The sequence below is a fragment of the Citreicella sp. C3M06 genome, from assembly GCF_018860705.1.
In the GTDB taxonomy this organism is placed as follows: Bacteria; Pseudomonadota; Alphaproteobacteria; order Rhodobacterales; family Rhodobacteraceae; genus Salipiger.
Genome location: NZ_JAHKQA010000056.1, coordinates 90,192 through 116,618 on the forward strand (window position 1 = coordinate 90,192; position 26,427 = coordinate 116,618).

The window sequence follows — 26,427 nt, forward strand, 5'->3', positions numbered from 1 at the left end:
CCCGGGCGATCAAGGGAGGAATGAGACTTGGCGTATATGTCCGAGGGCGCAGAGGGTCTGCGCTCGATTCCGCAGCTGTTGCAGCGCAATGTGTCGCTCTATGGCGACCGGCCTGCGTGGCGGGAAAAGGAATACGGGATCTGGCAAAGCTGGAACTGGGCCGAAGGGGAGCAGGAGATCGAGGCCTTTGCGCTGGGGCTTTTGAACCTCGGGCTGGCGCGGGGCGATCATGTCGCGGTGATCGGGCGCAACCGCCCGACGCTGTATTGGGCGATGGTCGCAGCCCAGATGTGCGGCGCAGTGCCGGTGCCGCTGTATCAGGACGCCGTTGCCGAAGAGATGGAATACGTGCTGTCGCATTGCGGCGCGCGCTTTGTCATCGCCGCCGATCAGGAACAGGTCGACAAGGTCATCGAGATTCAGGACGACCTGCACCAGTTCGAACACATGATCTATGTCGATCCGCGCGGCATGCGGAAATACGATCACCGGCAGCTGCATGAATACGGGCACATTCAGGCGCAGGGGCGGGCGGCCCGTGACGAGCTGATCGGCGAGCTGGACGCGCGGCGCGGGGCGCTGGGGTATGATGACACTTGCGTGATGCTCTATACCTCGGGGACGACGGGCAAGCCCAAGGGCGTGGTGCTGTCGAACCGCAACATCATCGAGACCGCCAAGGCATCGTCGGAATTCGACCACCTTGGCCCGGGCGAGGAAGTGCTGGCATGGCTGCCGATGGCCTGGGTCGGGGATTTCATCTTTTCCATCGGGCAGGCGTTCTGGACGGGGTTCTGCGTCAACTGCCCCGAAAGCCCCGAGACCATGCTGACCGACCTGCGCGAGATCGCGCCGTCGTATTATTTCGCGCCGCCACGGGTGTTCGAAACCCAGCTGACGTCGATCATGATCCGGATGGAGGATGCGGGCGCGCTCAAGAAGCGGATGTTCGATCATTTCATGGCGCTGGCCCGACGCGTGGGGCCGAAGATCCTTGATGGCGCACAGGTGGGCGCGCTGGACCGGCTGCATTATGCGCTGGGCGCGGCGCTGGTCTATGGGCCGCTGAAAAACGCGCTGGGGTTTTCGCGCGTCCGGGTGGGCTATACCGCTGGCGAGGCGATCGGCCCCGAGATCTTTGATTTCTACCGGGCGCTGGGGATCAACCTCAAACAGCTTTACGGGCAGACCGAAGCCTCGGTGTTCATCACCCAGCAGCCCGACAACGAGGTGCGCCCCGACACCGTCGGCGTGCCATCCCCCGGTGTGGAAATCCGCATCGCCGAGAACGGCGAGGTGTTCTACCGCTCGCCCGGCGTGTTCGTGGAATATTACAAGAACGCCGAAAGCACCGCCGACACCAAGGATGCCGATGGCTGGGTTGCCACCGGCGATGCCGGGTTCTTCGAGGAAGGCACCGGGCATTTGCGCATCATCGACCGGGCCAAGGACGTGGGCAAGATGGCCGATGGCGCGCTGTTCGCGCCCAAATACGTCGAGAACAAGCTGAAGTTCTTTCCCAATATCCTTGAGGTGGTGGTGTTCGGCGCCGATCGCGACCGCTGCGCCGCCTTCATCAACATCGACCTGACCGCAGTGGGCAACTGGGCCGAGCGCAACAATATCGCCTATGCGTCTTATCAGGAGCTGGCCGGCCATCCCAAGGTGCTGGAAACCATCCGGGGCCATGTCGAAGAGGTCAACGCCAGCGTCGCCGAAGACCCGATGCTGTCGGGCTGCCAGATCCACCGCTTTGTGGTGCTGCACAAGGAGCTGGATGCGGATGACGGCGAGCTGACGCGCACCCGCAAGGTGCGGCGCAAGATCATCGCCGAGAAATTCCACGATCTGGTGGCGGCTTTGTACGACGGCTCAGACAGCGTCTACACCGAGACCGAAGTCACCTACGAGGACGGGCGCAAGGGCAAGATCAAGGCGACGCTGACGCTGATGGACGCAAAGGTGGTGCCGGTGGCGCCACCCGCGATGGCAGCACAATGATGGGCGGGCGCTCTTCCTGCGCAAATCGCGGGGCGTCGCCTGTTCGCACCTCAAACCGTCCCCCGGACGGTTTGCCGCCCATGGCGGGCCGGGGCGAACCCCACCATCGCGCGGGCCGAATCTGGCGGGGATGGATGTCATGATGGACGGCACGACAAGCATTTACCGGAACGACGAAAAGGAGGGGGCCGTGTCCGATACGGGATACATCACCGCCGACGGGCGGCAGATCGGCGGCACCCTGATGGAGCTGCGCAACATCACGCTGAAATTCGGCGGGGTGGTGGCGATCAAGGATATTTCCTTCGACATCCGCGAGGGCGAGATCCGGGCCATTATCGGCCCGAACGGCGCGGGGAAATCCTCGATGCTGAACATCATCAGCGGCTTTTACACCCCGTCCGAAGGGGCGCTTTGGTACAAGGGGGCTGAGCGCCCCCCGATGAAACCCTACGAGGTGGCGCGCATGGGCATCGCGCGCACCTTTCAGAACATCGCGCTGTTCGAGGGCATGTCGGTGCTCGACAACATCATGACCGGGCGGCTGACGCATATGAAGGCGGGGATCGCCCGTCAGGCGCTGTGGTGGGGCAAGGCCCGCGATGAAGAGATCGCCAACCGCGAGGTCGTGGAAAAGGTCATCGATTTCCTTGAGATTCAGGCGATCCGCAAGACGCCGGTCGGGCGTCTGCCTTACGGGCTGAAAAAGCGCGTCGAACTGGCGCGGGCGCTGGCGGCCGAACCGTCGATGCTGTTGCTCGACGAGCCGATGGCGGGGATGAACGTCGAGGAGAAAGAGGACATGAGCCGCTTCATCCTTGATGTGAATGACGAATTCGGCACCACCATCGTCTTGATCGAACATGACATGGGGGTGGTGATGGATCTGTCCGACCGCGTCGTCGTGATGGATTACGGCAAAAAGATCGGCGATGGCGCGCCCGACGAGGTGCGCGCCAATCAGGCCGTGATCGACGCCTATCTTGGCGTGGCGCATTGACCGGTGCCTTGAGGAGAACAACATGCTGAAAGATATCTTCATCACGCCCTTCGTCGATATGGTCGAGGCGCCGGATTTCCTGTTGCAGGTGCTGTGGGAAGGGCTGGTGTCTGGCATTCTCTATGCGCTGATCGCGCTGGGGTTCGTGCTGATCTTCCGCTCGTCGCGGATTTTCAACTTTGCGCAGGGCATCATGGTGGTGTTTGCCGCGCTGACGCTGGTGGGTCTGCATGCGATGGGCATTCCGGCGTGGATCTGCGTGATCCTGACGCTGGGGGTGATGTTTGTGCTGGCGCTCAGCATCGAACGGGTGGTGCTGCGGCCCCTCGTCGGGCAGCCCGACATCATCCTGTTCATGGCGACCATCGGCATCACGCTGTTCCTGATCGGTCTCGGTGAGATCATCTTTGGCGGCGAAAACAAGGTGATGATCACCGAAGAACTGGGCATCCCGACCGGCAGCCTTGTGCTGGAACCGTGGGGCGGGCTGCTGATCCTTGAACAAAAGGACATCACCGCCGTGATCGTGGCGGGGCTGCTGGTTGTCGCCTTGTTGGCTTTCCTGACCAAGACGCGGATGGGGCGGGCGATCCGGGCGCTGGGCGACGATCATCAGGCGGCGCTGTCGGTTGGTATCTCGCTGCAACAGATCTGGGTGCTGGTGTGGTTCATCGCGGGCATCATCGCGCTGGTCACCGGCATTGCATGGGGCGCGCGGGCCGGGGTCAGCTTTGCGCTGGAGGTCATCGCCTACAAGGCGCTGCCGGTGCTGATGCTGGGCGGGCTGGAAAGCATCACCGGCGCCATCATCGGCGGGTTGATGATCGGGATGCTGGAAAAGCTGTTCGAGATTTACTGGGGCCAGCCCTTGCTGGGTGGCAACACCGAGACGTGGTTCGCCTTTGTGCTGGCGCTGATCGTGCTGCTGTTCCGCCCGCAGGGGCTGTTCGGGGAACGCATCATCGAAAGGGTCTAGCGCTGCCCGCGTGGCAGGAAACGGGATGCAAAGGCCGCAAGAGGAGCCGGCCTTTCAGGAGGAGACGTCGGGAATGGCAAAACTGATCGCAACCCTGAACGTGGTGGCCTGGGCAGGGTTCTGGGCCTTCGGATACCTAGCGCTGAGCGCCGGGCACACGGGCGGGCAGGTGGCGTTGGCGGTGGTGCTGGCGGCGCTGGGCGGAGGGCTTGGGCTCTGGGCCTGGCTCTGGCTGGTGAAGCACTCCGAGGCGACGGGATACGCCCCGGCGCCCCGGCGCGATTACCCGGACGAGGAATTCACGCTGCCGACCGGCCACTGACGCCGACGGCCAGACAGGACACAGCGGCGGCCCGGTACGGGGCCGCGCTCGGGCAGTGCGGCCCGTTGAGGCGCACAAAAGGGAGAAAAACGGATGCTCTATCGCACCGCAGGACAGTTCAAGACCAGCTATCAGGCCGATCAGGCACTGTTTCCGGTGCGCCAGGATGCGGTGTTGCTGGGGCTTATCCTGATCTTTGCATGGCTCGTCGCGCCGCTTCTGGCCAGCGAATTCGCCTTTCAGACGTTGCTGATCCCGATCCTGATCTATTCGCTGGCGGCGCTGGGGCTGAACCTGCTGACGGGCTTTGCCGGGCAGCTGTCGCTGGGCACCGCCGCCTTCATGGGGGTCGGGGCCTATGCCTGCTACAAGATGGTGACGCTGATGCCGTGGCTGAACCCGGTGGTGGCGATCCTGATGTCCGGGGCATTCAGCGCCGGGGTGGGGGTGGCGTTTGGCATTCCGTCCTTGCGGATCAAGGGGTTCTACCTTGCGATCGCAACGCTGGCGGCGCAGTTCTTCTTGGTCTGGCTGTTCGAGAAATGGGGTTGGCTCTACAATTACAACGCCTCAGGCGCCATTCAGGTGCCGAACCTGACCATGTTCGGCGTTTATGTAGCCGGGCCGCAGGCCAGCTCGATGGTGCAATATTACGTGGTGCTGGGAGTGGTGACGCTGCTGACGCTGGTTTGCATCAACCTGACGCGCGGCACGCTGGGGCGGACGTGGAAGGCCACCCGCGACATGGACATCGCCGCCGAGCTGATCGGCATCAACCTGATGCGCTCCAAGCTGACCGCCTTTGCCGTGTCATCCTATGTGGTGGGCGTTGCCGGGGCGCTGTTCGTGTTCATGTGGCGCGGGGCGGCAGAGCCGAACCTGTTCGATATCCCGCTGAGCTTTCGCATCCTGTTCATCGCCATCATCGGAGGGCTGGGATCGATCATGGGCAATTACCTTGGTGCGATCCTGATCGTGGGGCTGCCGGTGGTGCTGGGCACCGTGCCCGAGGCGCTGGGCATTCCGATCAGCTCGGCCATGGTCGAACATCTGAACGTGATGATCGTCGGCGCGCTTATCGTGTTCTTCCTGATCATCGAACCGCATGGGCTGGCACGCCTGTGGGCGCTGATCCGGGAAAAGCTGATCATCTGGCCCTTTCCGCACTAGGGCCGGCCATTTCATCGATACAAGGGAGGAGACTTTGATGATGACTTTTACAGGACGGATCGCCGCTGCCGCGGCGCTGGCAACCCTGATGGGCACCACCGCGATGGCCGAGGGGCTTGCGACGCCCAACCTTGCCTATCGCACCGGACCCTTTGCCGCCACCGGCATTCCGCTGATGAACGGGCAGGCCGATTATATGAGCATGCTCAACGCCCGCGATGGCGGCATCGGCGGCATGATGGTCGATTTCAGCGAATGCGAAACCGGCTATTCCACCGAAAAGGGCGCGGAATGCTATGAAAAGACCAAAGGCTCCGCGCTGGTGACGCAGCCGTGGTCGACCGGCATCACGCTTCAGGTGCTGCCCAAGACCAACATCGACAAGATCCCGATCCTTGCCCCCGGCTACGGCTTTTCGCCGATGGGCGACGGCAAGGTGTTTCAATGGGCGTTCAACACGCCGCTGTCTTATTGGGACGGGGCGTCGATCATCCTGAAATATCTTCAGGACATGGGCGATCTGTCGGGCAAGAAGGTGGCGTTCCTGCACCTCGATCACCCGTTCGGCAAGGAGCCGCTGCCCTATCTTGAAATGAAGGCCGAAAGCCTCGGCTTCGAGCTTCTGCCGATTCCGGTCGGCCTCAAGGAAATGCAGAACCAGTCGGCGCAATGGCTTCAGATCCGCCGCGAGCGGCCCGATTATGTCATCATGTGGGGCTGGGGCGCGATGAACGCCGGGGCGATCACCGAGGCGGTCAAGACCAAGTTTCCGATGGACAACATGCTGGGCGTCTGGTGGGCCGGGCATGACGCCGACCTCAAGCTGGTGGGCGAGGACGGCAAGGGCTACAAATCGGTCAGCTGGTCGTTTCCCAACATGGACGCGCCGGTCATGGCCGATATCAAGAGCCTCGTGATCGATGCGGGCAAATCGCAGACCACCCCCGAAGAGATGGAGGGCGTGTTCTATTCGCGCGGCCTGATCATCTCGGCGATCCTGGCCGAGGGCATCACCGTGGCGCAGGAACATGCGGGCACGGCGGACATCACGCCATCCGATCTGCGCTGGGGGCTGGAAAACCTCAACTTCACCGAGGCGCGCATCGACGAGCTTGGTCTGACCGGCATGGTGCCGCCGTTCTCGACATCCTGTTCCAACCACACCGGGCATTCGGGCGGCTGGATGCTGGAATGGGACGGCGCGAAATTCGTCAAGGCCTCGGATCTGATCATGCCCGACAGCGAGGCGATTTCCGAACTCGAAACCGCCAAGGCGCAGGAATACGCCGAGGAAAACGCCCCCTGGCCGGTGAACGAAGATTGCCAGATGTGATCTGGCCTTCGGCGGCGCGGCGACGCGCCGCCGGATCATGCGGATTGGGAGACATAGACCATGCTGGACGCCGGGCGCAGCGAGACGCTTCTCGAGATCAACAACATCGAGGTGATCTACAACCACGTCATCCTTGTGCTGAAGGGGGTGTCGCTGTCGGTGCCCAAGGGCGGCATCACCGCGCTTCTGGGCGGCAATGGCGCGGGCAAGACCACGACGCTCAAGGCGATTTCCAACCTGCTGCATTCCGAACGCGGCGAGGTCACCAAGGGCTCGATCATCTATCGCGGGGAGCGGGTGCAGGATCTCGACCCGGCGGCGCTGGTGCGCAAGGGGGTCATTCAGGTGATGGAGGGGCGGCATTGCTTTGGCCATCTTACGGTCGAGGAAAACCTGCTGACCGGCGCTTTCACCCGCCGCGATGGCAAGGCCGCCGTCGCGCGCGATCTGGAAATGGTCTATGAGTATTTCCCGCGCCTGCGCGAGCGGCGCAAATCGCAGGCGGGCTATACCTCGGGCGGTGAGCAACAGATGTGCGCCATCGGGCGGGCGCTAATGTCGCGCCCCGAAACCGTGCTGCTGGATGAGCCGTCGATGGGCCTTGCGCCGCAGCTGGTCGAGCAGATCTTCGAGATCGTCAAGGCGGTGAACGAGGGCGAGGGTGTGTCTTTCCTGCTGGCCGAGCAGAACACCAACGTTGCCCTGCGTTATGCCCATTACGGCTATATTCTGGAAAACGGTCGGGTGGTGATGGACGGCCCCGCCGCCGACCTGCGCGAGAACCCGGACGTCAAGGAATTCTACCTCGGCATGTCGGACGAGGGGCGCAAATCTTTCCGCGATGTGCGCAGCTATCGACGCCGCAAGCGTTGGCTGGCATGACGGGGGGCGATGCGATGCTTTCTTGCCCTTCCCGTGCCGGATGCGCTGATCCCGCCCCTGCTGGCGGTGCAAGAGGCGATTCCCGTGGGCCGCGCCGTTCCCGAGGAAAACCTGCACCTGACCTTGGCCTTTCTCGACGAGCAGCCGGAGTATGCGCTGGCCGAGCTGGACGCGGCGCTTGCCCCGGTGCTGCCGGGCTGCACGTTGGCGCTCGACGGGCTGGTCAGCTTTGGAGGGCGTCGGGTCAAGCTGCTGGCGGCGGGCGTGGTGCCCGAGCTGGGGCTGGTGGCGTTGCGCGCGACCGCTCTGACGGCGGTGCGCGCGGCGGGCATCGAATTGCCGCGCGAGCGCTTTCGCCCGCATATCACGCTGATCCGTTTTGGCGCGGGTCTGCGCGAGTCCGACCGGGCGCGGCTCGAGGCGGGCGTGGCGCAGGTGGCGGGGCTGCGCTCTGCACCGGAACCCGTTTGCGCGCTGCGGCTTGTCGGATCGGTGCTGACCCCCGGCGGAGCAATTTACGAGACATTGGCGGAGTGGCCCTTGGGTTGAGCCTTTCCCGCCGGACAGGCAGCGGAAGGACGCGAGGATGACCAGCTATTACGACGATCTGGAAACGCGCAGCGCCGATGCGCGCGCCGCGGGGCTGGCCTCAAGCCTGCCGCAGCAGATCGCCCATGCGCAGGGCCTGCCGGGCTATGCCGCTGCTCTGGACGGCATCGATGCAAGCGCGGTGTGCGACCTTGCAAGCTTGGCAACCCTGCCGGTGCTGCGCAAATCGGCACTGACGTCGGCGCAATCGGGGGATGCGCCTTTTGGTGGCTATGCCGCGAAACCGGCGCATGGCTTTGCGCATGTGTTCCAGTCGCCGGGCCCGATCTACGAGCCGGGCGGCGGCGGGCATGACTGGTGGCGGCTGGGGCGGTTTCTGCATGCCTGTGGCATCGGGCAGGGCGACATCGTGCAGAACTGCTTTGGCTACCACCTGACGCCGGCGGGGATGATCTTTGAAAACGGCGCGCGGGCGGTGGGGGCCAGCGTGCTGCCCGCCGGCACCGGGCAGACCGAATTGCAGGCGCGCGCCGCGCATGATGTTGCGGTCACCGCCTATGCGGGCACCCCCGATTACCTCAAGCTGATCGTCGAAAAGGCTGAGGCGCTGGGATTGTCGCTGAAGATCGCCAAGGCGGCGGTGTCGGGTGGGGCGCTGTTTCCCAGCCTGCGCGGCTGGTACGCGGATCGGGGCATCGCCTGCCGCCAGTGTTATGCCACCGCCGATCTGGGGATGATCGCCTATGAAAGCCCGGCGATGGAGGGCATGATCGTCGACGAACAGGTCATCGTCGAGATCGTCACCCCCGGCACTGGCGATCCCGTCGCCCCCGGCGAGGTGGGCGAGGTGGTGGTCACCACGCTCAACCCCGATTACCCGCTGATCCGCTTCGCCACTGGCGATCTGAGCGCGGTCCTGCCGGGCGAATCCTCCTGCGGGCGCACCAATCTGCGCATCAAGGGCTGGATGGGCCGCGCCGATCAGACCGCCAAGATCAAAGGCATGTTCGTGCGCCCCGAGCAGGTCGCCGCGCTTGTCGCCCGACACGCCGAGATCGACCGGGCGCGCGTGATCGCCAGCCGCGATGGCGAGATGGACGTGATGACGGTGCGGATCGAAACCGCTTCGGACGATCCCGCGCCCTATGCGGCAAGCATTGCCGAGCTTCTCAAGCTCAAGGGCATCGTCGAGCTGGTGAAGCCGGGCGCACTGCCACGCGATGGGGTGGTGATCGAAGATACGCGGGTCTACGACTGAGCTGCGGCGCGGCGGCCAAGGGGGAACTCTCCAAGCAGCGCCGCCCGCAGGCGCGGCAGCCGCGCCAGTCCGCGCATCAGCAGGATAGACAGCAGCCCGGTCAGCGCCAGAAGCGCAAGGCCGGGCGCACCCTGCGGCACGCTCGCCAGCTTGCCGGTCAGGATTGCGCCTGCGGCGATGATCAGCGCCGGGTGAAACAGGTAGATCCCCAGCGCCTCGTCGCGCCCCCAGCGCGCCAACGCTCCGGGCACGCGCCAATTCGTGGCCAGCCCGGTCAGGAACAGACCGATCGTCAGAACCGCTGTGCCGATGCTCCATTGCACGATCATCCACGACCCGCCAAGCGCCCGGACCACCGCCATTTCGCCCAGCAGCAGCGTGATGCCCACACCCAGCACCGCAAGCGCCGGGCGCAGGCGCGGCGTTTCTACCCGGTGCAGCGCCGCGCCCGCCAGCAGGCAGGGCAGGCCAAGGAACTGGCGCACCGTCGCATTGGTCAATTCCGAACCATGCTCGAATGCCAGCATGGCGCTCGTCGCTGCAAAGCCCAGGGCAATTACCAGCCCCAGCCCTTGCGCCAGAACCACATGATCGCGCCGCCCCAGCGCCTCGATCAGCATTGCCGACATCAGCAGGCCGTTGAGATACCACAGGTGATACCATGTCCCGAAAAACAGCGCCTGCCCGGCACCCATCAGCTCGCCATAGCGCCAAAGGCCGATTGGCAGATAAAGCAGGTTGGCCAGCGCCGTCAGCAGCACGAGGCGCAGCAGACGCTGGCGGCTGAACCGGGGCAGGGCTTCGCCGGGGCGGGTCAGGTAATAGCCTGTCAGCAGGAAGAAAAACGGCACGCACCAGCGCAGCAGGCCGCGCAGCGCCGCGACAAGATCCGCCGGGAATTCGGGATAGTGCGGGATATGCAGCGCGATGATGCCAAGCGCGGCAATCCCTCTGAGGGCGTCGATCCGGTCGTTGCGCATGGGGCGTCCTTGCAGGGCGTCTGCGGCAAGGCTAACCGCGCTCTCGGGCATGGATATGGCGCGCCGGTGGCGAATTATGCCGCGTCAGCCGAGCAGGTCGAGCACCTTTTCCGGCGGGCGGCCGATCACCGCACGGCCCTTTGCGAACAGCACCGGGCGTTCGATCAGCTTCGGCTCTTCGGCCATCGCCTGAAGCAGCGTCGCATCATCCGCGCCGCGCAGGCCGCGCTGCGCAAAGGCGGCTTCCTTGACCCGCATCATGTCGATCACCGGCACGCCAAGCGCGACCTGTGCCGCCCGCAGCTCTGCCAGCGAGGGCGGCTCTTCAAGGTATCTGCGCAGCTCGGGCGTCACGCCATTGGCCTCAAGCAGCGCCAGCGCCTCGCGCGATTTCGAACAGCGGGGGTTGTGCCAGAGGATCACAGCCAGTCCTTCCGTCCGCTGCCCACCGCCTCGGCCACCGAGGCAAAGCCATCGCGCGCCAGCAGCGCGTCAAGCTCGCGCAGGATGCGAGGCACCAGCGACAGCCCCTCGTAGACCAGCGCAGAATAAAGCTGCACCGCAGACGCCCCGGCGCGAATCTTGGTATAGGCATCGGCCCCGGACGCCACGCCGCCGACGCCGATCAGCGGCACCGCGCCGCCGGTCAGATCTGACAGCCGCGCCAGCACCCGTGTCGAGCGTTCGAACAGCGGCGCGCCCGACATCCCGCCTGCCTCGGCCTTGTGAGCCGATGCCAGCCCGTCGCGCGACAGCGTGGTATTGGTGGCGATCACCCCTGCCACGCCCGAGGCCAGCGCCACCTCGGCCACGTCTTCAAGCCCTTGCGTATCAAGATCGGGGGCGATCTTGACGAAGACCGGCAGCGTCAGCCCGGCCTCGGCGCGCGCGGCCATGACGCCAGCCAGCAGCGCGCTCAGCGCCGCCTTGCCTTGCAGGTCGCGCAGCTTTTCGGTGTTGGGAGAGCTGACGTTGACCGTGGCGAAATCCAGATGCGCGCCGCAGCGGGTCAGCACGCGGGCGAAATCCTCGGCACGGTCGTCGCTGTCCTTGTTGGCGCCAAGGTTCAGCCCCAGCACCATGCCCTTGGGACGCGCCGCCAGCCGGGGCAGCGCATCGTCCATGCCACGGTTGTTGAAGCCAAAACGGTTGATCACCGCGCGATCCTCGGTCAGGCGGAACAGGCGCGGCTTGGGATTGCCGGGCTGGGCGCGGGGCGTGAGCGCGCCGACCTCGACAAAGCCAAAGCCCGCGCGCGACAACGGCGCCAGCGCCTCGGCATTCTTGTCAAAGCCCGCGGCAAGGCCAAGCGGATTGGCCAGCGTCATTCCCGCCACGGTGCAGCGCAGCCGGTCCGAGCCATAGCTTTCGGGCAACGGTGCCAACCCCGATGACAGCGCCCTGAGCGCCAGCCCATGGGCGGTTTCGGGGTCGATGCGGTGCATCAGCGCAAGGCCCGCGCGTTCGATCAGGCTCATGTCATGTCATCCGGGAACATGTGTCCGCCCAGACCCAGCGGCAGCGGGCGCGACCAGCGCACATCGGCCAGCCGCATCGGGGCGTAGAGATGCGGGAACAGCGCGCCGCCGCGCGATGGCTCCCAGCGCAGCGCCTCGCCAAGCGTCTCGGTCTCGAAGGCCAGCACATACAGCCCGTCGACGCCCTCGAAATGCTTGGAGACGGTCTCTCGGACCTGCTCCAGCGTCGAGAAATGCACGTAGCCGTCGGCCACGTCGATCGGCGCACCGGCGGTTTCGCCCGTGGCCTGAAGGTCGGCCCATTCGCCGCTCCGGAGTATCTTGTAGATCAACATGGCCATGCAATGCAGGGGAACGTCGCGCCGGTCAATCCCCGGCGTGGCACGCCGCCTTACAGAAGGTGGCCAAGGTGGCGATGGATGCGCGGAATGATCACCCAGACCATCATCACCACGATGATCGGCACCACCACAAGGTTGCGCTGCCAGATCGCCCAATCAAGCGTGAGGGGCGCCAGTAGATACAGCAGCGCCGTCACCAGCGGGTAGACGCCCAGAAAGGCAAAGAGCGCAAGGCGCGGGCGAGACGGCAGTTTCGGCGCGGAGGAAGAATGCGTGGTCATGAGGGATGCCTTATAAGAACGGAACGTATCGTTCTGATAATCGCTGGCCACCCGTCCTGTAAAGCGCTAAAGCGATGCAGGCAGCGACGCAGACAGGCAGGGGCGGTGAAATGAGCGAAAGACGGGCCTCTATTGGCGCAAGGCGCAACCCGGACACCGAAGCGGCGGTGCTGGATGCGGCCACCGCGCTGCTGGAGGAAAAGGGCATCGCCGGCGTGACGATGGAGGCGGTGGCCCGCCGCGCCCGCGCCGGCAAGGCGACCCTGTATCGCTGGTGGCCGACGCGCGGTGCGCTGCTTCTGGCGGTCTACAAGCGGCAGAAACAGATCACCGCCTATCCTGATACCGGCAGCCTTGAAGGCGACGCGGCGGCGCTACTCGATACGCTCTTTGCCCATTGGGCGCGGCCCGAGGGGGCGGTGTTCCGCCATATCATCGCGGCGGCGCAGGGCGATGACGAGGTGCGCGAGGCGCTCGAGATCTACCGTCAGGACCGGCTGGACAGCTTGGGCACGATCTTTGCCCGGGCCCGCGCAAGGGGCGAAGTGTCGGGCGCGGTGCCAGAGCGTGACATGGCGCGTGCGCTGATGGCGATGGCGTGGCTGCATTTGCTGACCGACCAGCTGGATGCCGACACCGGCGCGATGGCGCGCGCGCTGGTGCGCGGCTGGACCCGGTGAGCTGCCACGAAACGGACAATGGCGCGGCTTCGCGTTACGTCAGGTGAAGCCGCGCTTTGACAGCGCTGCCCTGTCGTTGCAACACTTCGCCCACATACCGCCATGAGAGAGGGTTTCCCGATGTCGTTCCGTCTTTTGTCCACGGCTGCGGCGCTGGCGCTGAGCGCCGGCAGCGCCAGCGCCGATTACGCGCTGACCATTCTGCATACCAATGATTTCCATGCGCGTTTCGAGCCGATCTCGAAATACGACTCGACCTGCGGCGAGGAAGACAACGCGGCGGGGGAGTGCTTTGGCGGTTCGGCCCGCCTGATGACGGCGCTGAATGACGCCAAGGCCAAGCTCGACAATTACATCCTTGTGGATGGCGGCGACCAGTTTCAGGGCACGCTGTTCTACACCTATTACAAGGGCAAGCTTGCCGCCGAAATGATGAACAAGATGGGCTATGACGCGATGACCGTGGGCAACCACGAATTCGACGACGGCCCCGAGGTGCTGCGCGGCTTTGTCGATTCGGTCGATTTCCCGGTGCTGATGTCGAACGCCGACATCTCGGGCGAGCCGCTGATCGCCGATGCCATCCAGAAATCCACCATCATCGAGAAGAATGGCGAAAAGATCGGCCTGATCGGCCTGACGCCGCAGGACACTCATGAACTGGCCTCGCCGGGGCCGAACATCACCTTCACCGATCCGTCCGAGGCGGTGCAGGCAGAGGTCGACAAGCTGACCGAGGCAGGGGTCAACAAGATCGTCGTGCTGTCGCATTCGGGCTACAACACCGATATCACGGTGGCCAGGAACACCACCGGCGTCGATGTCATCGTGGGCGGGCACAGCAACACCCTGCTGGGCGACATGGACGGCGCCGAGGGCCCGTACCCCACCATGGTGAACAACACCGCAATCGTGTCGGCCTATGCCTATGGCAAGTTCCTTGGGGAGCTGAACGTGACCTTCGACGACGCTGGCGAGATCATCGAGGCCTCTGGCCAGCCGCTGATCATGGACGCGGGCGTGTCCGAGGATGCCCCCGTCAAGGCGCGCATCGCCGAGGCCGCCGCGCCGCTGGAAGAGATCCGCAGCAAGGTGGTCGCGCAAACCGCCGAAGAGATCGTCGGCGCCCGCGACATGTGCCGCGCCGAGGAATGCCCGATGGGCAACCTCGTGGCCGATGCGATGCTCGATCGGGTCAAGGATCAGGGCATCGAGATCGCGCTGGAGAACGGCGGCGGTCTGCGCGCGTCGATCGACGCGGGCGAGGTCACCATGGGCGAAGTGCTGACGGTGCTGCCGTTCCAGAACACGCTGTCGACCTTTCAGGTCACTGGCGCGACGATGATCGAAGCGCTTGAAAACGGCGTCAGCCAGATCGAAGACGGCGGTGGGCGCTTCCCGCAGGTGGCGGGCATCACCTTTACCGTCGATCCGTCGGCAGAGCCCGGCAGCCGGATTTCCGAGGTGATGGTCGGCGGCGCCCCGATCGACGCAGAAAAGCTGTATGGCGTCGTGTCGAACAATTATGTCCGCAACGGCGGCGATGGCTACAAGATGTTCATCGACGCGCAGAACGCTTATGACTTCGGCCCGGATCTGGCCGATGTGACGGCGGAATTCCTCGCGGCCAACGCGCCTTACACGCCCTATGTCGACGGGCGGATCACCATCAAGGAATGATCCTGCCACGATGACCACACAGGGCGCGCCTTGCCATGGGCGCGCCCTTCGCGTTTTGTGCCGCCACCCGACACAGGAGAGCCCATGCTGATCGCAGACCTTGGCGACATCCGCCTGCACTACCGCCTTGATGGCCCCGAAGACGGCGCGCCGCTGGTGTTTGCCAATGCGCTGGGAACCGACCTGCGGATCTGGGACGGGGTGCTGGCGGCGCTGCCCGATGGGTTGCGGGTGCTGCGCTACGATATGCGCGGCCATGGCCTCAGCGATGCGCCGGACGGGCCCTATTCCATGGGCAATCTGGTGCGCGACGTCGAGCGGCTGATGGAGCATGTCGGCATGACGGATGCGGTGTTCGTCGGGCTGTCGATCGGCGGGATGGTGGCGCAGGGGCTGGCGGCAAAGCGGCTGGATCTGGTGCGCGCGCTGGTGCTTTCGCATACCGCGTGCAAGATCGGCACGCGGGCGATCTGGGAGGATCGCATCGCCGCTGTCGAGGCGAGGGGCCTTGCCGCGATCTCGGGCGGCACGCTCGAAAAATGGCTGGCCCCGGCGTATCGGGCAGCGCCGGACGCGCTGGCGATCCGCCACATGTTCGAGCGGACCCCGCTGCAGGGATACATCGGCTGCTGCCACGCGATTTCGGGAACCGATTTCATGACGCCGACCTCCGGGCTGCGCTGCGCCGCGCTTGGCATCGCGGCCTCCAAAGACGGCTCGACCCCGCCCGACCTTGTGCGCGAGACCATCGGGCTGATCCCCGGCGCGCAGTTTCACCTGATGCGCGGGGCAGGGCATCTGGCCTGCGTGGAAAAGCCCGCTGATTACGCGGCCATTCTTGGGGCGTTTCTGTCTGCGCAAGGCCATGGCGTGCCCCCGGTCAGCGATCAGCTTGGTATGTAGGACCCTTCGCCGGGCCAAGCCCGGGGTGGTTTTCGGGATAATGTCGCGGCAGCGCGATCAACCAGCAGAGCTCTTTACGGGAACCAAAGCGCTTTGCCTTAGGTTGTGCAGGTGATATGCGCTTTTAATATGCGTATAGGTTGCATGTTATTGTTCCAGCCTGACATCGTACATTATCAGGACCCGCCAGAAGGTTTCCCCCGTGCCCGACTCGACCGTCATTGCCCCGCCCGAACAGATGGCTGCTAACGCCCATGGCGCCACTAGCTTTCTCAAGACGCTCGCTCATGAGGGGCGACTGATGATCCTGTGCCATCTGGTCACCGGCGAGAAATCGGTGGGCGCGCTCGAAGAGCTGCTCGGCACCCGTCAGGCGGCGGTGAGCCAGATGCTGGCCCGACTGCGCGAAGAAGAGCTGGTCAGCACACGGCGCGAGGGCAAGACCATTTTCTACAGTCTTGCCAACGAGGATACCGCCCGGGTCATCGGGTTGCTTCACGAGATCTTCTGCGAAGGAACCGAGCGCTGATCAGGCCTTGGCCCATTCCCAGGGGCGGGTAAAGGCGCCGAGGCATTGGCCCACGGCGCCTTCCTCTGCGTCATTGCGGGCGATGCGGGCGACAAGGCCGCGATGCTTGTCGTCGACCACGTCGATGACGCGGGCGGGCAGCCCCGCCGCGATCAGCGCATCGTCATAGACCCGTGCAATGGCCAGCATACGCAGCGCGGGCTTGAAGATCTTGCCAACGGCGGTCTTCGGCAATTCCGGCAGGATCGCAAGGTGCTTGGGCACCGCCGCGCGTTCATGGATATGCACGCGGGCGTGGGCCAGCAGCGCTTCCGGCGTCACATCGGCCCCCTCGCACAGTTCGACAAAGGCGCAGGGCAATTCCCCGGCGTGGCTGTCCGGTTGGCCGATGGCCCCGGCAAAGGCGACGGCGGGGTGGGCCAGAAGCGCTTCTTCGATCTCGGCGGGGTCGATGTTGTGCCCGCCGCGGATGATCAGATCCTTGGCGCGGCCGGTGATCCACAGATAGCCGTCCTCATCCAGCCGGCCCAGATCGCCGGTGCGCAGGTAGATGCCCTGATGGAACAGCTCGCGGTTGCGGTCTTCCTCGGTATAGGTGCTGCCCGGATAGATGCCGGGGCTGGCGACGCAGATCTCACCGATCTCTCCGAGGGGGCATTCATCGCTACCCTCCGGCCCTTGCTGGACGATCTTCACATGGGTGTAGGGGAAGGGGATGCCAACGGAGCCGACCTTCTTTTCACCTTCGGGCGGGTTCACCGACACGAGGCAGGTGGCCTCGGTTAGCCCGTAGCCTTCGCAGATGGTGATGCCGCAGGTCGCCTCGAATCGCTTGAACAGTTCCAGCGGCATCGGGGCCGAGCCCGAGAACGCCATCCTGACCGTCGAGAGATCGGCATTCACCGGGCGCTGCATCAGCGCCGAAACCGCCGTGGGCACGGTGATGACAAAGCTGATCTTCCAGCGCTCGCACAGTTTCCAGAAATTGTCGAACACGCCATCGCCGCGATAGCCCGCCGGAGTCGGCAGCACCACATGCGCGCCCGAACACAGCGCCGCCATCAAGATCACGTGGACAGCAAAGACATGGAACAGCGGCAGCGGGCAGATGATGTTGTCTTTTTCGGAAAACAGCAGCTGGTGGCCCAGCCATCCGTTGTAGAGCATTCCCGAATACTGGTGCCGCGCCACCTTGGGCATGCCCGTCGTGCCGCCGGTATGGAAATAGGCGGCGACCCGGTCTTGCTGGCGGTCTTCGAAGGTCGGCGTGGCGGGTTGTTGCGCCATCTCCTTGCGAAAGCATTTGACATCGGCATGCGAGGGCCCGCGCCGGGGGCGCAAAAACGGCACGATCCAGCGTTTCGGCGCTGTCAGGTAGCGATTGAGATCGACCTCGAGAACGGTGCCCACACGGGGCGCATGGCGGCAGGCCTCGGCAACCTTTTGCGCCACATCGGTCTTGGGGAAGGGCTTGAGCGTCACCACGACCCGCGCGTCGGATTCGCGCAGGATGGCCGCGATCTGCTCGGGTTCCAGCAGGGGGTTGATCGGCAGCACGATCCCCGCCACCGCGCCGCCCAGCAGCGCGGCGACCGCCTCGGTGCAGTTGGGCAGCACATAGGCGATCACGTCGGTTTCGCTGATGCGCAGGCTGCGAAACAGGTTGGCGGCGCGGGTGGTCTGGCTGTGCAGTTCGGCCCAGCTGAGCGTTTCGGCGGGATCCTTGGGGCCAGAGAGCAGCTGAAAGCTGATCGCCGGGCGGTCCGGGAACGCCTGTGCAGTGCGTTCAAGCTGGCTGTAGAGGGTCGGCGGCAGGTTGCGCGCCTCCCACGGTTTGTCGGCCTCGATGGCATCGCGGTCGGCGATTGACGCGAAACGCATGGGTCTCCCTCCCTGTCTTGCCCCGGCGGGGCCTCTCTCCTCAAGGGCAGTGTGAAAAGGATCGCCCGCCCGCGCAAGACTCTGCGACGTAACGACAAGCGCCTTGAAACGCAACGTTTCGCGCGGCGATTAGATCCCCTTGATCGTCCGCCCGGTCTGCCGGAGAAGACCAGAGTAGTGCAACAGCCCCCATGGCGCGAGCCCGTCGTGCAGTTGCGCCCAGACCTTGCCAAGCGCCAGCGGGTCGAGCTTTGCCGCGCTGCCGATTTCGGCAAGGCTGCGCCGCCCGTCGATGGCGGCAAGCGCCGAGGCCGCCTCGCGCGGGAGATGCAATTCGGTCTTGAGCTGGCCCAGTTGCAGGGGCAGGGGGCGGCGTTGCGCCACGGCCTTGGCCAGCGCCTGCCGCTTGACGCCGCGCAGATGCGGCACCAGCGCCCGGTTCGATGGTTTGGCGATGGTGTCGGGTGCATCGCTGGGCACCGCGTAGGCGACATGCATGCGGATGGTGCCGCGCAGCTTTTCCGCCACCGCCATCTGCCGCGCCTTGTCCATGCCTTCGGGCACCGGGGCGAGGCGGGCAAGATCATACATCGCGGGGGCGGTGAAATCCGCCAGCCGCCAGCCGGTGTCCTTCAGCGTTTCAAGCAGTTCGGCCACGCTGTAGGCCCTGTCCTGCCCGTGCAGCAGCAGATCGTAAAAGCCCGCATCGCTGGCGTGGTGATCGCCAAGGTTGCGGTTGGCGACAAAGGGGTGGCCTTCGGGCAGTTCGGCGACGATGCGTTTCGCCTGCGCGAGCCGCTGTTCGGGCGGCAACCCGTCGAACAACGCGCTGAACGCGTCCTGCAACGGGTAGACGCCCGAGCGGCCATAGGGCGCATAGACCATGAAGCCCATGCCGCCGCCCGGTGCCAGCGCCTCGCGCAGCGCGGCAAAGCCGGCGTGCGGGTCGGGCAGGTGGTGCAAGACGCCGCAGCAATCGATGTAATCGAACGGGCCGTACTGCGCGGCCTCCAGCAGGCTGCCGGTGTGAAAGGTTATGGTCGTCAGCCCGCGCCGCGCCGCCCGCGCTTCGGCCACGGCACGCGAGGCGGTAGACAGGTCGATATAGGTGATCTCGGCCTTGGCCCCGGCCATGTCGAGCAGCGTCGCCAGCTGGATCAGCCCGTCGCCGGTGCCGCCCCCCGCAACCAGCACCCGCAGCGGCGCCGACCAGTCGCGCGCGCCTTGCCACAGGAAGTGATCCATCTCGAACGGGTGCGACGGCGAGCCGGTGATCAGCCGCAGATCCTCGTCCGCCGGGTCGCGTTCTGGATAGGGGTAGGTTTCGTATTGCTGCTTGACCGTGACCATTGCGGGTGCCTCCTGCTCGGCCCGGACAGTGGCACGCGCGGGGCGGCGGGGACAAGACGTCAGGGGCGCTTGCGGGCGATCTCGAAGCGGGCGTCAAGCAGGGCGATGTCTTGCATCAGGCGCTTGCGTTCGCTCCGGTCGGCGGTCTCGAGCAGTTCGGCGCGCAGCCGCGACAATTCGCGGTGGATCGCCACCGCCTCGGGCACCGCGCCATTGTCTTTCAGGATGCGGTTCAGCACCGCGTTCTCGGGGTCATCGCAGGGCGGCAGCGGCTTGCCCGCGCCGGGCAGGTTGTCAAAGGCGCCGTCGCGCTCTGCCGCCGTGATGCGGGCGTTGATCAGGTCGATCAGAGGGTGATCCATCAGCCGTCCCTTTCCGTAAGCGCCGCGATGAGGTTGCGCATGGCGTCAAGAAAGCCAAGGCGGGGCGGCGTGGTCAAGCCTTTCAGGGAGTTCTGGCAGGGGTCTGCACGCTGCAGGGGCGGTGTGATGCCAGATGCGGGCGCGGCCCACTGGGCGCCAAGAGGGCGCAGCTTGCAGAAATCTGCGCCGAGGCGCCGAACATCCGGCGCTTGGCAAGTGGCTCGGGCGGCGCGGGGCCGCCCGAGCCCGAAGATCAGGCGATCTCGACCAGCTCGATGGCAAAGGTCAGATCCTTGCCGGCAAGCGGGTGATTGGCGTCAAGCGTCACCTCTGTTTCGGTCACTTCGGCGACGGTCACGTTCATGGTCTGGCCGTTCGGCGTCTGGACCTGAAGCTGCGTGCCAAGGTCGAGCGGGATGTCATCGGGGATTTCTTGGCGCGGCACGGCCTGACGACCCTCGGCGTGGACCGGGCCATAGGCTTCTTCCGGGGCGATCTCGACGGTTTTCTTGTCGCCGACGGTCATGCCGGGGATGGCCTTGTCGAGTCCGGGGATGATCTGACCCGAGCCGACCACGAATTCAAGCGGATCGCGGCCCGCGCTGGAATCGAATGTGGTGCCGTCGTTCAGCGTGCCGGTGTAGTGGATGCGGACGGTATCGCCGGTCTTGACCTGCGTCATGGATGCTCCGTTCATGTCTGGGAATTGCGTGAATGGATGAGGCCGCAAATGCGGGTGCTCATATTTCTCGGCAATAAGATAGTCCCGCAGGGCGCAAATTGCAAACGGGGGCCTTTCCTGTCCCCGCGCAGCGTGCAAGGCTCGCCCGCAACGGAGGCTATCATGACCATTACAACCTGTGTTTTCGACGCGTATGGCACGCTGTTCGACGTTTCCGCCGCCGCCCGCCGCGCGGCGCAGGAGGATGCGGCGCTGGGGCGCTGCTGGCAGACGCTGTCCGAAGACTGGCGGCGCAAGCAGCTGGAATACAGCTGGCTGCGGGCGATCACCGGCGACCATGTGGATTTCACCAAGGTCACCGGCGATGCGCTTGACTGGGCGATGGAGCGGCAGGGCCTGACCGACAAAGGCTTGCGCGGGCGGCTGATGGCGCTTTACCAAGTGCTTGATGCCTATGAAGAGGTGCCCGCGATGCTGGCGGCGCTGAAGGCCAAGGGGCTGGGCACGGCGATCCTGTCGAACGGCTCGCCCGAGATGCTGGCGGCGGCGGTGGACAGCGCCGGTATCGGCGCGCAGCTGGACGCGGTGCTGTCGGTCGAAGAGGTTGGTATCTTCAAGCCCGCCCGCGAAGTCTATGACCTTGTCGGCGCGCGCATGGGCTGCACGCCAGAGCAGGTGCTGTTCGTGTCGTCCAACGGTTGGGATGCGTCGGGGGCCTCGGGCTATGGCTTTCACACCGCATGGGTCAATCGCGGCAATCTGCCGATGGATCGGCTGTCTGCCCGCCCGCGCCACGTTCTGACCGACCTGACCACGATCCCGGAGCTTTGTTGATGCCGCGTTTCACCACCTCGGACGGGTTGTCGCTGTATTATACCGACGAAGGCGAGGGGTTGCCGCTGCTCTGCCTTGCCGGGCTGACCCGCGACGGGCGCGATTTCGACTACGTTGCGTCGCATCTTGGCGGGGTGCGGCTGATCCGGCTCGATTACCGGGGGCGGGGCCAATCCGATTGGGGCGATCCCGCTGGCTACAACATTCCGGTCGAAGGCCGTGATGCGGTCGAATTGCTCGATCATCTTGGGATCGAGCGCGCGGCGGTTCTGGGCACCTCGCGCGGCGGGCTGATCGCCATGGTGTTGGCCGCCACGGTCAAGGACCGCCTGCTGGGCGTGGCGCTGAACGACATCGGCCCCGAGATCGCCGATACCGGGCTGGAGGTGATCAAGGGCTATCTGGGGCGCAATCCGCCGTGGAAGACCTTGGATGAGGCGGTCGAGAAACGCGCCGCCGCGATGACGGCCTTTGAAGGCGTGCCGCAAAGCCGCTGGCGCGAAGAGGCCGAGAAGTTCTACCGCGAAACCCCCGACGGGCTGGTGATTACCTATGATCCCAAGCTGCGCGATGCGGTTCTGGGAGACGGTGCCCAGCCGGCGGCGGATCTGTGGCCGCTGTTCGATGCGCTGGCGGGGATACCGCTGTGCGCGATCCGGGGGGCCAATTCCGACCTGTTGTCGGCGGCAACTTTTGCCGAAATGCAGGCGCGTCGTCCGGATATGATTGCCGTCAACGTGCCGGGGCGCGGCCATGTGCCGTTTCTGGACGAGGCTCAATCGCGGGATGCGCTGCGCCGCTGGCTGAAGATGATGGGCTGAGAGGGGCGTTTGACCTTGGTGGCGCAGGATCTTCAGGGGTTCCCCGAGAAGGGAGTGTGACGCCGGTAGGCTCAGAGAGCCGAGTCTGGCATGCAAGACCGGTGGGCGCCCAGACGCCTTGCTAAGGAAGTCTGGGCGCCGGGATCAGGCGTTGGATTGCGGAACGAAGACGCGGGTCGGGTGCAGCTCTCCGGCCTTGTAGACGCCGACCGCGACGGCGCGCCCTTCGAACGAGGCCCAAGCCTCGTCGCCGTATTCCACATCGCCCGGGATCACCATGCCGGGGTTGCCATTGCGCAGCCGCGCGGCGCCCTCGGGGGTGCATTTCAGTTCTGGCAGATCGACCAGACCGACCTCGAGCGGCAGCAGCCGGGCATCCAGTTCGGGGGTCTTGGCCAGCGCATCGACCTGCTCGAGCGAGAGTCCGTCGGCGGCGTCGAACGGCCCTGACCACACCCGGCGCAACCGCAGGACATGGCCATGACAGCCCAGCGTTTCGCCCAGATCGCGGGCGATGGAGCGCACGTAGCCACCTTTGCCGCAGACCATCTCGAGTTCGACATGATCGGCGTCGGGGCGCGAGACCATCGTCAGCTCTTCGACCCAGAGAGGGCGGGCGGCGATCTCCATGGTTTCGCCGTCGCGAGCGCGCTTGTAGGCACGCTCGCCGTCGATCTTGACCGCCGAGAATTGCGGCGGCACCTGCAGGATGTCGCCAACAAAGCCGTGCAGCGCTTCCTTGATGGCGGCATCATCGGGGCGGATATCGCTTTGGGCCTGCAACTCGCCTTCGGCATCATCGGTGTTGGTGCGCTGGCCGAGGCGCACGATGAAGCGGTAGGCCTTCAGCGCGTCGGTGATATAGGGAACGGTCTTGGTCGCCTCGCCAAGGGCCACCGCCAGAACGCCGGTGGCCTCGGGATCGAGGGTGCCTGCATGGCCGGCCTTTTTTGCGGCCAGCGCCCAGCGGACCTTGTTGACCACCGAGGTCGAGGTGATTCCGGCCGGTTTGTCGACGATCAGCCAGCCGGAAATGTCGCGGCCCTTCTTGCGTGCCATGCGGTGCGCCCCTTGAGTGATGAGGCGCGCGGGGTAGCAAGCGGTGGCATGGGTTGTCAATGTTGCAAGGGGGGCGCTGCCCCCCGCGCGGGTGCGCTCCCCCCGGGATATTTTGGGCCAGAAGAGGCCGGGGTCAGTCGCGCTTGCCAGCGAAGCGGGTCTGCCAGTCGGCCCGCTCGTCGTCGGTGATCTTGCGGAAGGTCACCTCGGGCACCTCGAAGGCGTGGCCTGCGGGCAGGGTGTTCAGCGCCGCTGCGACGTCATCGGGCCAGCTGTCATCGTCGGACTTCAGCGCGGTGAGCAGCTGGGCCGCGGCGTCGGGGATGAAGGGGGCCGAGATCACTGCGTAGAGCCGGATCACGTTCAGCGCGAGGCGGATCTGTGCGGCGGCGGCTTCGGGATCGGTCTTGAAGGTCGTCCAGGGGGCGGCCTCTTGCAGGTATTCGTTGCCGAGCACCCAGGCCGCGCGCAGGGCGGCGGCGGATTTGCGCACCTCGGCATGGGCCATGTGGGTTTCGTATTCGCGGATCCTTGCGGTGAGGTCGGCGATGAGCTGGTCTTCGCGCGGGCCGAGGCTGCCGCCGGTCGGGACCTGTTCGCCGAACTTGGCGCGGCAGAATTTGGTGACGCGGCTGGCGAAGTTGCCCAGCACGTCGGCCAGATCCTTGTTCACCGAGGTCTGGAAATTCTCCCAGGTGAATTCGCTGTCGGAGGATTCGGGGGCGTGGCTCAGCAGCCACCAGCGCCAGTAATCCGCCGGAAGGATTTCCAGCGCCTGATCCATGAACACGCCGCGCCCGCGCGAGGTGCTGAACTGGCCGCCGTCATAGTTGAGGTAGTTGAACGATTTGATGTAATCGACCAGCTTCCACGGCTCGCCCGAGCCAAGGATGGTGGCCGGGAAGCCCAGCGTGTGGAAGGGCACGTTGTCCTTGCCCATGAACTGGGTGTAGGTCACATCGCTTGCGCCCTTGTCGGTGCGCCACCAGCGCTGCCAGTCCGTGCCCTTGCCTGCATCGACCCATTCCTGCGCGCAGGCGATGTATTCGATCGGCGCGTCGAACCAGACGTAGAAGACCTTGCCATCCATGCCCGGCCAGTCCTGATCGCCCTTCTTGACCGGGATGCCCCAGTCGAGATCGCGGGTGATGCCGCGGTCTTGCAGGCCATCGCCGTCGTTCAGCCATTTCTTGGCGATCGAGGTGGTGAGGATCGGCCAGCCCTCGCGGGTGTCGATCCACTGTTCGAGCTGCTCCTTCATGGTGGACTGGCACAGATACAGGTGTTTCGTCTCGCGCATTTGCAGATCGGTCGCGCCCGAGATCACCGAGCGCGGGTTGATCAGCTCGACCGGGTCGAGCTGTTTGGTGCAATTGTCGCACTGATCGCCGCGCGCATCCTCGAAGCCGCAGTTGGGGCAGGTGCCTTCGATGTAGCGGTCGGGCAGGAAGCGCCCGTCGGTGGGCGAATACATTTGGGTTTCGGTGACTTCGCGGATCATGCCACGCTCGGCCAGCACCCCGGCGAAATGCTGGGTCAGGGCGTGGTTCTGCGGGCTGGAGCTGCGCCCGAAGTGATCGAAGGACAGGCGGAAGCCGTCTGCGATTCGGGCCTGCACCTCGTGCATTTCGGCGCAGTATTCCGCCACCGGCTTGCCGGCCTTGGCGGCGGCGAGTTCGGCGGGGGTGCCATGTTCGTCGGTGGCGCAGAGGAACAGCACCTCGTCGCCGCGCGCCCGGTGGTAGCGCGCGAACAGGTCCGCGGGAAGCTGCGAGCCCACCAGGTTTCCAAGGTGCTTGATCCCGTTGATGTAGGGAATCGCCGAGGTGATGAGATGCCGTGCCATGATCTGCCTTTTCTCCGCGCCGCTTTGTTCGCCGCTTTAACGGATCGGGCGGGCAGTGGAAAGATCAAGGCGCATGGGCTTGGCTTCTGTGGTCTGCCCGCTAGGTTGGCGCCAAGTTTCAGATCAGGAGTTCCCCCCAAATGAAGAAGAACCCGCTCGGCCGGACCGGCATCGAGGTGAGCGAGCTTTGCCTCGGCACCATGACCTTTGGCAACCAGACGCCGCCCGAGGAGGCCTTTGCCCAGATGGACAGGGCGCTGGAGGCTGGAATCAACTTTTTCGACACCGCCGAGATGTATCCGGTGAACCCGGTGAAGGCCGAGACCGTCGGGCGCACCGAGGAGATCATCGGTGAGTGGATCGTGGCATCGGGGCGGCGCAAGGAGTTTGTGCTGGCGACGAAGCACACCGGGACGTCGAAGCTGGTGCGTGATGAGGCGCCGATTTCCTCGGAGACGATTCCGGGAGCGATCGAGGCCTCGCTGAAGCGGCTGAAGACCGATGTGATCGACCTGTACCAGTTTCACTGGCCGAACCGGGGGAGCTTTCACTTTCGTCAGAACTGGCGCTACGACCCGTCAGGGCAGGATCGCGCGACAACCGTGCAGCACATGGCGGATGCGCTGGGGGCGCTTGGCCGCGAGGTGGAGCGTGGCACGATTCGCGCCTTTGGCCTGTCCAACGACAGCGCCTGGGGCACCGCGATGTGGCTGCGCATGGCGGAGGAGGTCGGCGGACCTCGGGTGGCGTCTGTTCAGAACGAATATTCGCTGATGTGCCGGCTTGCCGATACCGATCTGGCCGAGTTGATGGTGAATGAGCAGGTTGGGCTGCTGCCCTATTCGCCTTTGGCGGCGGGGCTTCTGACGGGCAAGTACCAGAATGGCGCGGTGCCGGAGGGCTCGCGCATGGCACTGAACGGCAACCTTGGCGGGCGCAAGAGTGCGCGGGCGTTCCCGGCGGTCGAGGCGTATCTGCAGGTGGCGCGGGAGTTCGGGCTGGACCCGGTGCACATGGCGCTGGCGTGGTCGGCGCGGCGGCCCTTCGTGGCGTCGTCGATCTTTGGGGCGACGACTCTGGCGCAGCTGGATCATCTGCTGGGGGCCGTCGATGTGGTGCTGGGCGAGGAGTTGCTGGAGCGGCTTGACGCGGTGCACCGGGAGCATCCGATGCCCTATTGAACCGGCGCTGCACGCCGGGGGGCCAGCCCCCCGGACCCCCCGGACCCC

The 26,427-nt window shown here is 65.2% G+C and carries 27 protein-coding genes; 16 read left to right on the forward strand and 11 right to left on the reverse strand.

What is annotated here, in order from left to right; translation table 11 throughout:
- Positions 1 to 36: 36 nt before the first annotated feature.
- From KO516_RS13110 to KO516_RS13150, 9 genes are all read left to right on the forward strand, one after another.
- Positions 37 to 2,001, forward strand: a complete 1,965-nt coding sequence (locus tag KO516_RS13110) for an AMP-binding protein (protein ID WP_216004316.1) — start codon at positions 37 to 39, stop codon at positions 1,999 to 2,001.
- A gap of 244 nt (positions 2,002 to 2,245) precedes the next feature.
- The gene (locus KO516_RS13115; RefSeq protein ID WP_216004317.1) at positions 2,246 to 3,001 is read left to right on the forward strand and encodes an ABC transporter ATP-binding protein; all 756 of its coding nucleotides are present in this window, start codon (positions 2,246 to 2,248) and stop codon (positions 2,999 to 3,001) included.
- Positions 3,002 to 3,023: 22 nt separating this feature from the next.
- Positions 3,024 to 3,977 (forward strand): branched-chain amino acid ABC transporter permease, encoded by a 954-nt coding sequence (locus KO516_RS13120; protein WP_216004239.1) that lies wholly within the window; start codon positions 3,024 to 3,026, stop codon positions 3,975 to 3,977.
- Between the two features lie 73 nt (positions 3,978 to 4,050).
- Positions 4,051 to 4,299 (forward strand): hypothetical protein, encoded by a 249-nt coding sequence (locus KO516_RS13125; RefSeq protein ID WP_216004240.1) that lies wholly within the window; start codon positions 4,051 to 4,053, stop codon positions 4,297 to 4,299.
- A gap of 93 nt (positions 4,300 to 4,392) precedes the next feature.
- Positions 4,393 to 5,469 (forward strand): branched-chain amino acid ABC transporter permease, encoded by a 1,077-nt coding sequence (locus KO516_RS13130; RefSeq protein WP_216004241.1) that lies wholly within the window; start codon positions 4,393 to 4,395, stop codon positions 5,467 to 5,469.
- Positions 5,470 to 5,506: 37 nt separating this feature from the next.
- Positions 5,507 to 6,802 carry an ABC transporter substrate-binding protein gene (locus KO516_RS13135; protein ID WP_252737585.1) on the forward strand — a complete coding sequence of 432 codons (1,296 nt, stop codon included), beginning with the start codon at positions 5,507 to 5,509 and terminating at the stop codon, positions 6,800 to 6,802.
- Between the two features lie 60 nt (positions 6,803 to 6,862).
- Positions 6,863 to 7,684 carry an ABC transporter ATP-binding protein gene (locus KO516_RS13140; RefSeq protein ID WP_216004242.1) on the forward strand — a complete coding sequence of 274 codons (822 nt, stop codon included), beginning with the start codon at positions 6,863 to 6,865 and terminating at the stop codon, positions 7,682 to 7,684.
- Positions 7,685 to 7,693: 9 nt separating this feature from the next.
- Positions 7,694 to 8,233, forward strand: coding sequence for an RNA 2',3'-cyclic phosphodiesterase (gene thpR / locus KO516_RS13145; RefSeq protein WP_216004243.1), 540 nt, complete (start codon positions 7,694 to 7,696; stop codon positions 8,231 to 8,233).
- A 37-nt stretch (positions 8,234 to 8,270) separates the two neighbouring features.
- Entirely contained in the window at positions 8,271 to 9,491 is a 1,221-nt protein-coding gene (locus KO516_RS13150; RefSeq protein WP_216004244.1) for a phenylacetate--CoA ligase family protein, read from the forward strand.
- Here KO516_RS13150 and KO516_RS13155 read toward each other — a convergent pair.
- The 5 genes from KO516_RS13155 to KO516_RS13175 all read right to left on the reverse strand — a co-directional run bounded on the left by KO516_RS13155 (position 9,482) and on the right by KO516_RS13175 (position 12,571).
- A complete protein-coding gene (locus tag KO516_RS13155) occupies positions 9,482 to 10,471 on the reverse strand; it encodes an acyltransferase family protein (protein ID WP_216004245.1) in 990 nt (329 codons plus the stop codon). The genes KO516_RS13150 and KO516_RS13155 overlap by 10 nt on opposite strands.
- A gap of 84 nt (positions 10,472 to 10,555) precedes the next feature.
- Positions 10,556 to 10,894 (reverse strand): arsenate reductase (glutaredoxin), encoded by a 339-nt coding sequence (gene arsC, locus KO516_RS13160; protein WP_216004246.1) that lies wholly within the window; start codon positions 10,892 to 10,894, stop codon positions 10,556 to 10,558.
- Positions 10,891 to 11,949, reverse strand: coding sequence for a quinone-dependent dihydroorotate dehydrogenase (locus tag KO516_RS13165; RefSeq protein WP_216004247.1), 1,059 nt, complete (start codon positions 11,947 to 11,949; stop codon positions 10,891 to 10,893). Before KO516_RS13165 ends, arsC begins: the two co-directional genes overlap by 4 nt.
- A complete protein-coding gene (locus tag KO516_RS13170; protein WP_216004248.1) occupies positions 11,946 to 12,284 on the reverse strand; it encodes a DUF952 domain-containing protein in 339 nt (112 codons plus the stop codon). The genes KO516_RS13165 and KO516_RS13170 overlap by 4 nt, the downstream gene beginning before the upstream one ends.
- A 56-nt stretch (positions 12,285 to 12,340) precedes the next feature.
- Positions 12,341 to 12,571, reverse strand: a complete 231-nt coding sequence (locus tag KO516_RS13175; protein ID WP_216004249.1) for a hypothetical protein — start codon at positions 12,569 to 12,571, stop codon at positions 12,341 to 12,343.
- A 110-nt stretch (positions 12,572 to 12,681) separates the two neighbouring features.
- Between KO516_RS13175 and KO516_RS13180 the strand changes: the two genes are divergently transcribed.
- From KO516_RS13180 to KO516_RS13195, 4 genes are all read left to right on the forward strand, one after another.
- Positions 12,682 to 13,251 carry a TetR/AcrR family transcriptional regulator gene (locus KO516_RS13180; RefSeq protein WP_216004250.1) on the forward strand — a complete coding sequence of 190 codons (570 nt, stop codon included), beginning with the start codon at positions 12,682 to 12,684 and terminating at the stop codon, positions 13,249 to 13,251.
- A gap of 120 nt (positions 13,252 to 13,371) precedes the next feature.
- Positions 13,372 to 14,931: a bifunctional UDP-sugar hydrolase/5'-nucleotidase gene (locus tag KO516_RS13185; RefSeq protein WP_216004251.1), complete on the forward strand. Its 1,560-nt coding sequence runs from the start codon at positions 13,372 to 13,374 to the stop codon at positions 14,929 to 14,931.
- 84 nt (positions 14,932 to 15,015) lie between these two features.
- Entirely contained in the window at positions 15,016 to 15,834 is an 819-nt protein-coding gene (pcaD, locus tag KO516_RS13190) for a 3-oxoadipate enol-lactonase (RefSeq protein ID WP_216004252.1), read from the forward strand.
- 238 nt (positions 15,835 to 16,072) lie between these two features.
- Positions 16,073 to 16,363, forward strand: coding sequence for a metalloregulator ArsR/SmtB family transcription factor (locus KO516_RS13195; protein WP_216004319.1), 291 nt, complete (start codon positions 16,073 to 16,075; stop codon positions 16,361 to 16,363).
- On the opposite strand, the gene KO516_RS13200 is transcribed toward KO516_RS13195, so the two are convergent.
- The 4 genes from KO516_RS13200 to KO516_RS13215 form a co-directional block, all read right to left on the reverse strand.
- Positions 16,364 to 18,244 (reverse strand): acyl-CoA synthetase, encoded by a 1,881-nt coding sequence (locus KO516_RS13200; RefSeq protein WP_216004253.1) that lies wholly within the window; start codon positions 18,242 to 18,244, stop codon positions 16,364 to 16,366.
- A 129-nt stretch (positions 18,245 to 18,373) separates the two neighbouring features.
- Positions 18,374 to 19,594, reverse strand: coding sequence for a bifunctional 2-polyprenyl-6-hydroxyphenol methylase/3-demethylubiquinol 3-O-methyltransferase UbiG (locus KO516_RS13205; protein ID WP_216004254.1), 1,221 nt, complete (start codon positions 19,592 to 19,594; stop codon positions 18,374 to 18,376).
- Positions 19,595 to 19,653: 59 nt separating this feature from the next.
- Positions 19,654 to 19,956 carry a DUF1992 domain-containing protein gene (locus KO516_RS13210; protein ID WP_216004255.1) on the reverse strand — a complete coding sequence of 101 codons (303 nt, stop codon included), beginning with the start codon at positions 19,954 to 19,956 and terminating at the stop codon, positions 19,654 to 19,656.
- Between the two features lie 253 nt (positions 19,957 to 20,209).
- Entirely contained in the window at positions 20,210 to 20,638 is a 429-nt protein-coding gene (locus KO516_RS13215) for a peptidylprolyl isomerase (RefSeq protein WP_216004256.1), read from the reverse strand.
- 162 nt (positions 20,639 to 20,800) lie between these two features.
- Here KO516_RS13215 and KO516_RS13220 point away from each other — a divergent pair, with 162 nt between their 5' ends.
- Both KO516_RS13220 and KO516_RS13225 read left to right on the forward strand, forming a co-directional pair.
- Complete coding sequence (locus KO516_RS13220) at positions 20,801 to 21,472, forward strand: haloacid dehalogenase type II (RefSeq protein ID WP_216004257.1); 672 nt, start codon at positions 20,801 to 20,803, stop codon at positions 21,470 to 21,472.
- Complete coding sequence (locus KO516_RS13225; RefSeq protein WP_216004258.1) at positions 21,472 to 22,293, forward strand: alpha/beta fold hydrolase; 822 nt, start codon at positions 21,472 to 21,474, stop codon at positions 22,291 to 22,293. Before KO516_RS13220 ends, KO516_RS13225 begins: the two co-directional genes overlap by 1 nt.
- Positions 22,294 to 22,437: 144 nt before the next feature.
- Here KO516_RS13225 and truB read toward each other — a convergent pair whose 3' ends face one another.
- Positions 22,438 to 23,352: a tRNA pseudouridine(55) synthase TruB gene (gene truB, locus KO516_RS13230; protein ID WP_216004259.1), complete on the reverse strand. Its 915-nt coding sequence runs from the start codon at positions 23,350 to 23,352 to the stop codon at positions 22,438 to 22,440.
- Positions 23,353 to 23,485: 133 nt separating this feature from the next.
- Positions 23,486 to 25,198, reverse strand: coding sequence for a methionine--tRNA ligase (gene metG / locus KO516_RS13235; protein ID WP_216004260.1), 1,713 nt, complete (start codon positions 25,196 to 25,198; stop codon positions 23,486 to 23,488).
- 140 nt (positions 25,199 to 25,338) lie between these two features.
- Between metG and KO516_RS13240 the strand changes: the two genes are divergently transcribed.
- Positions 25,339 to 26,379, forward strand: a complete 1,041-nt coding sequence (locus tag KO516_RS13240) for an aldo/keto reductase (RefSeq protein ID WP_216004261.1) — start codon at positions 25,339 to 25,341, stop codon at positions 26,377 to 26,379.
- Positions 26,380 to 26,427 lie beyond the last annotated feature (48 nt).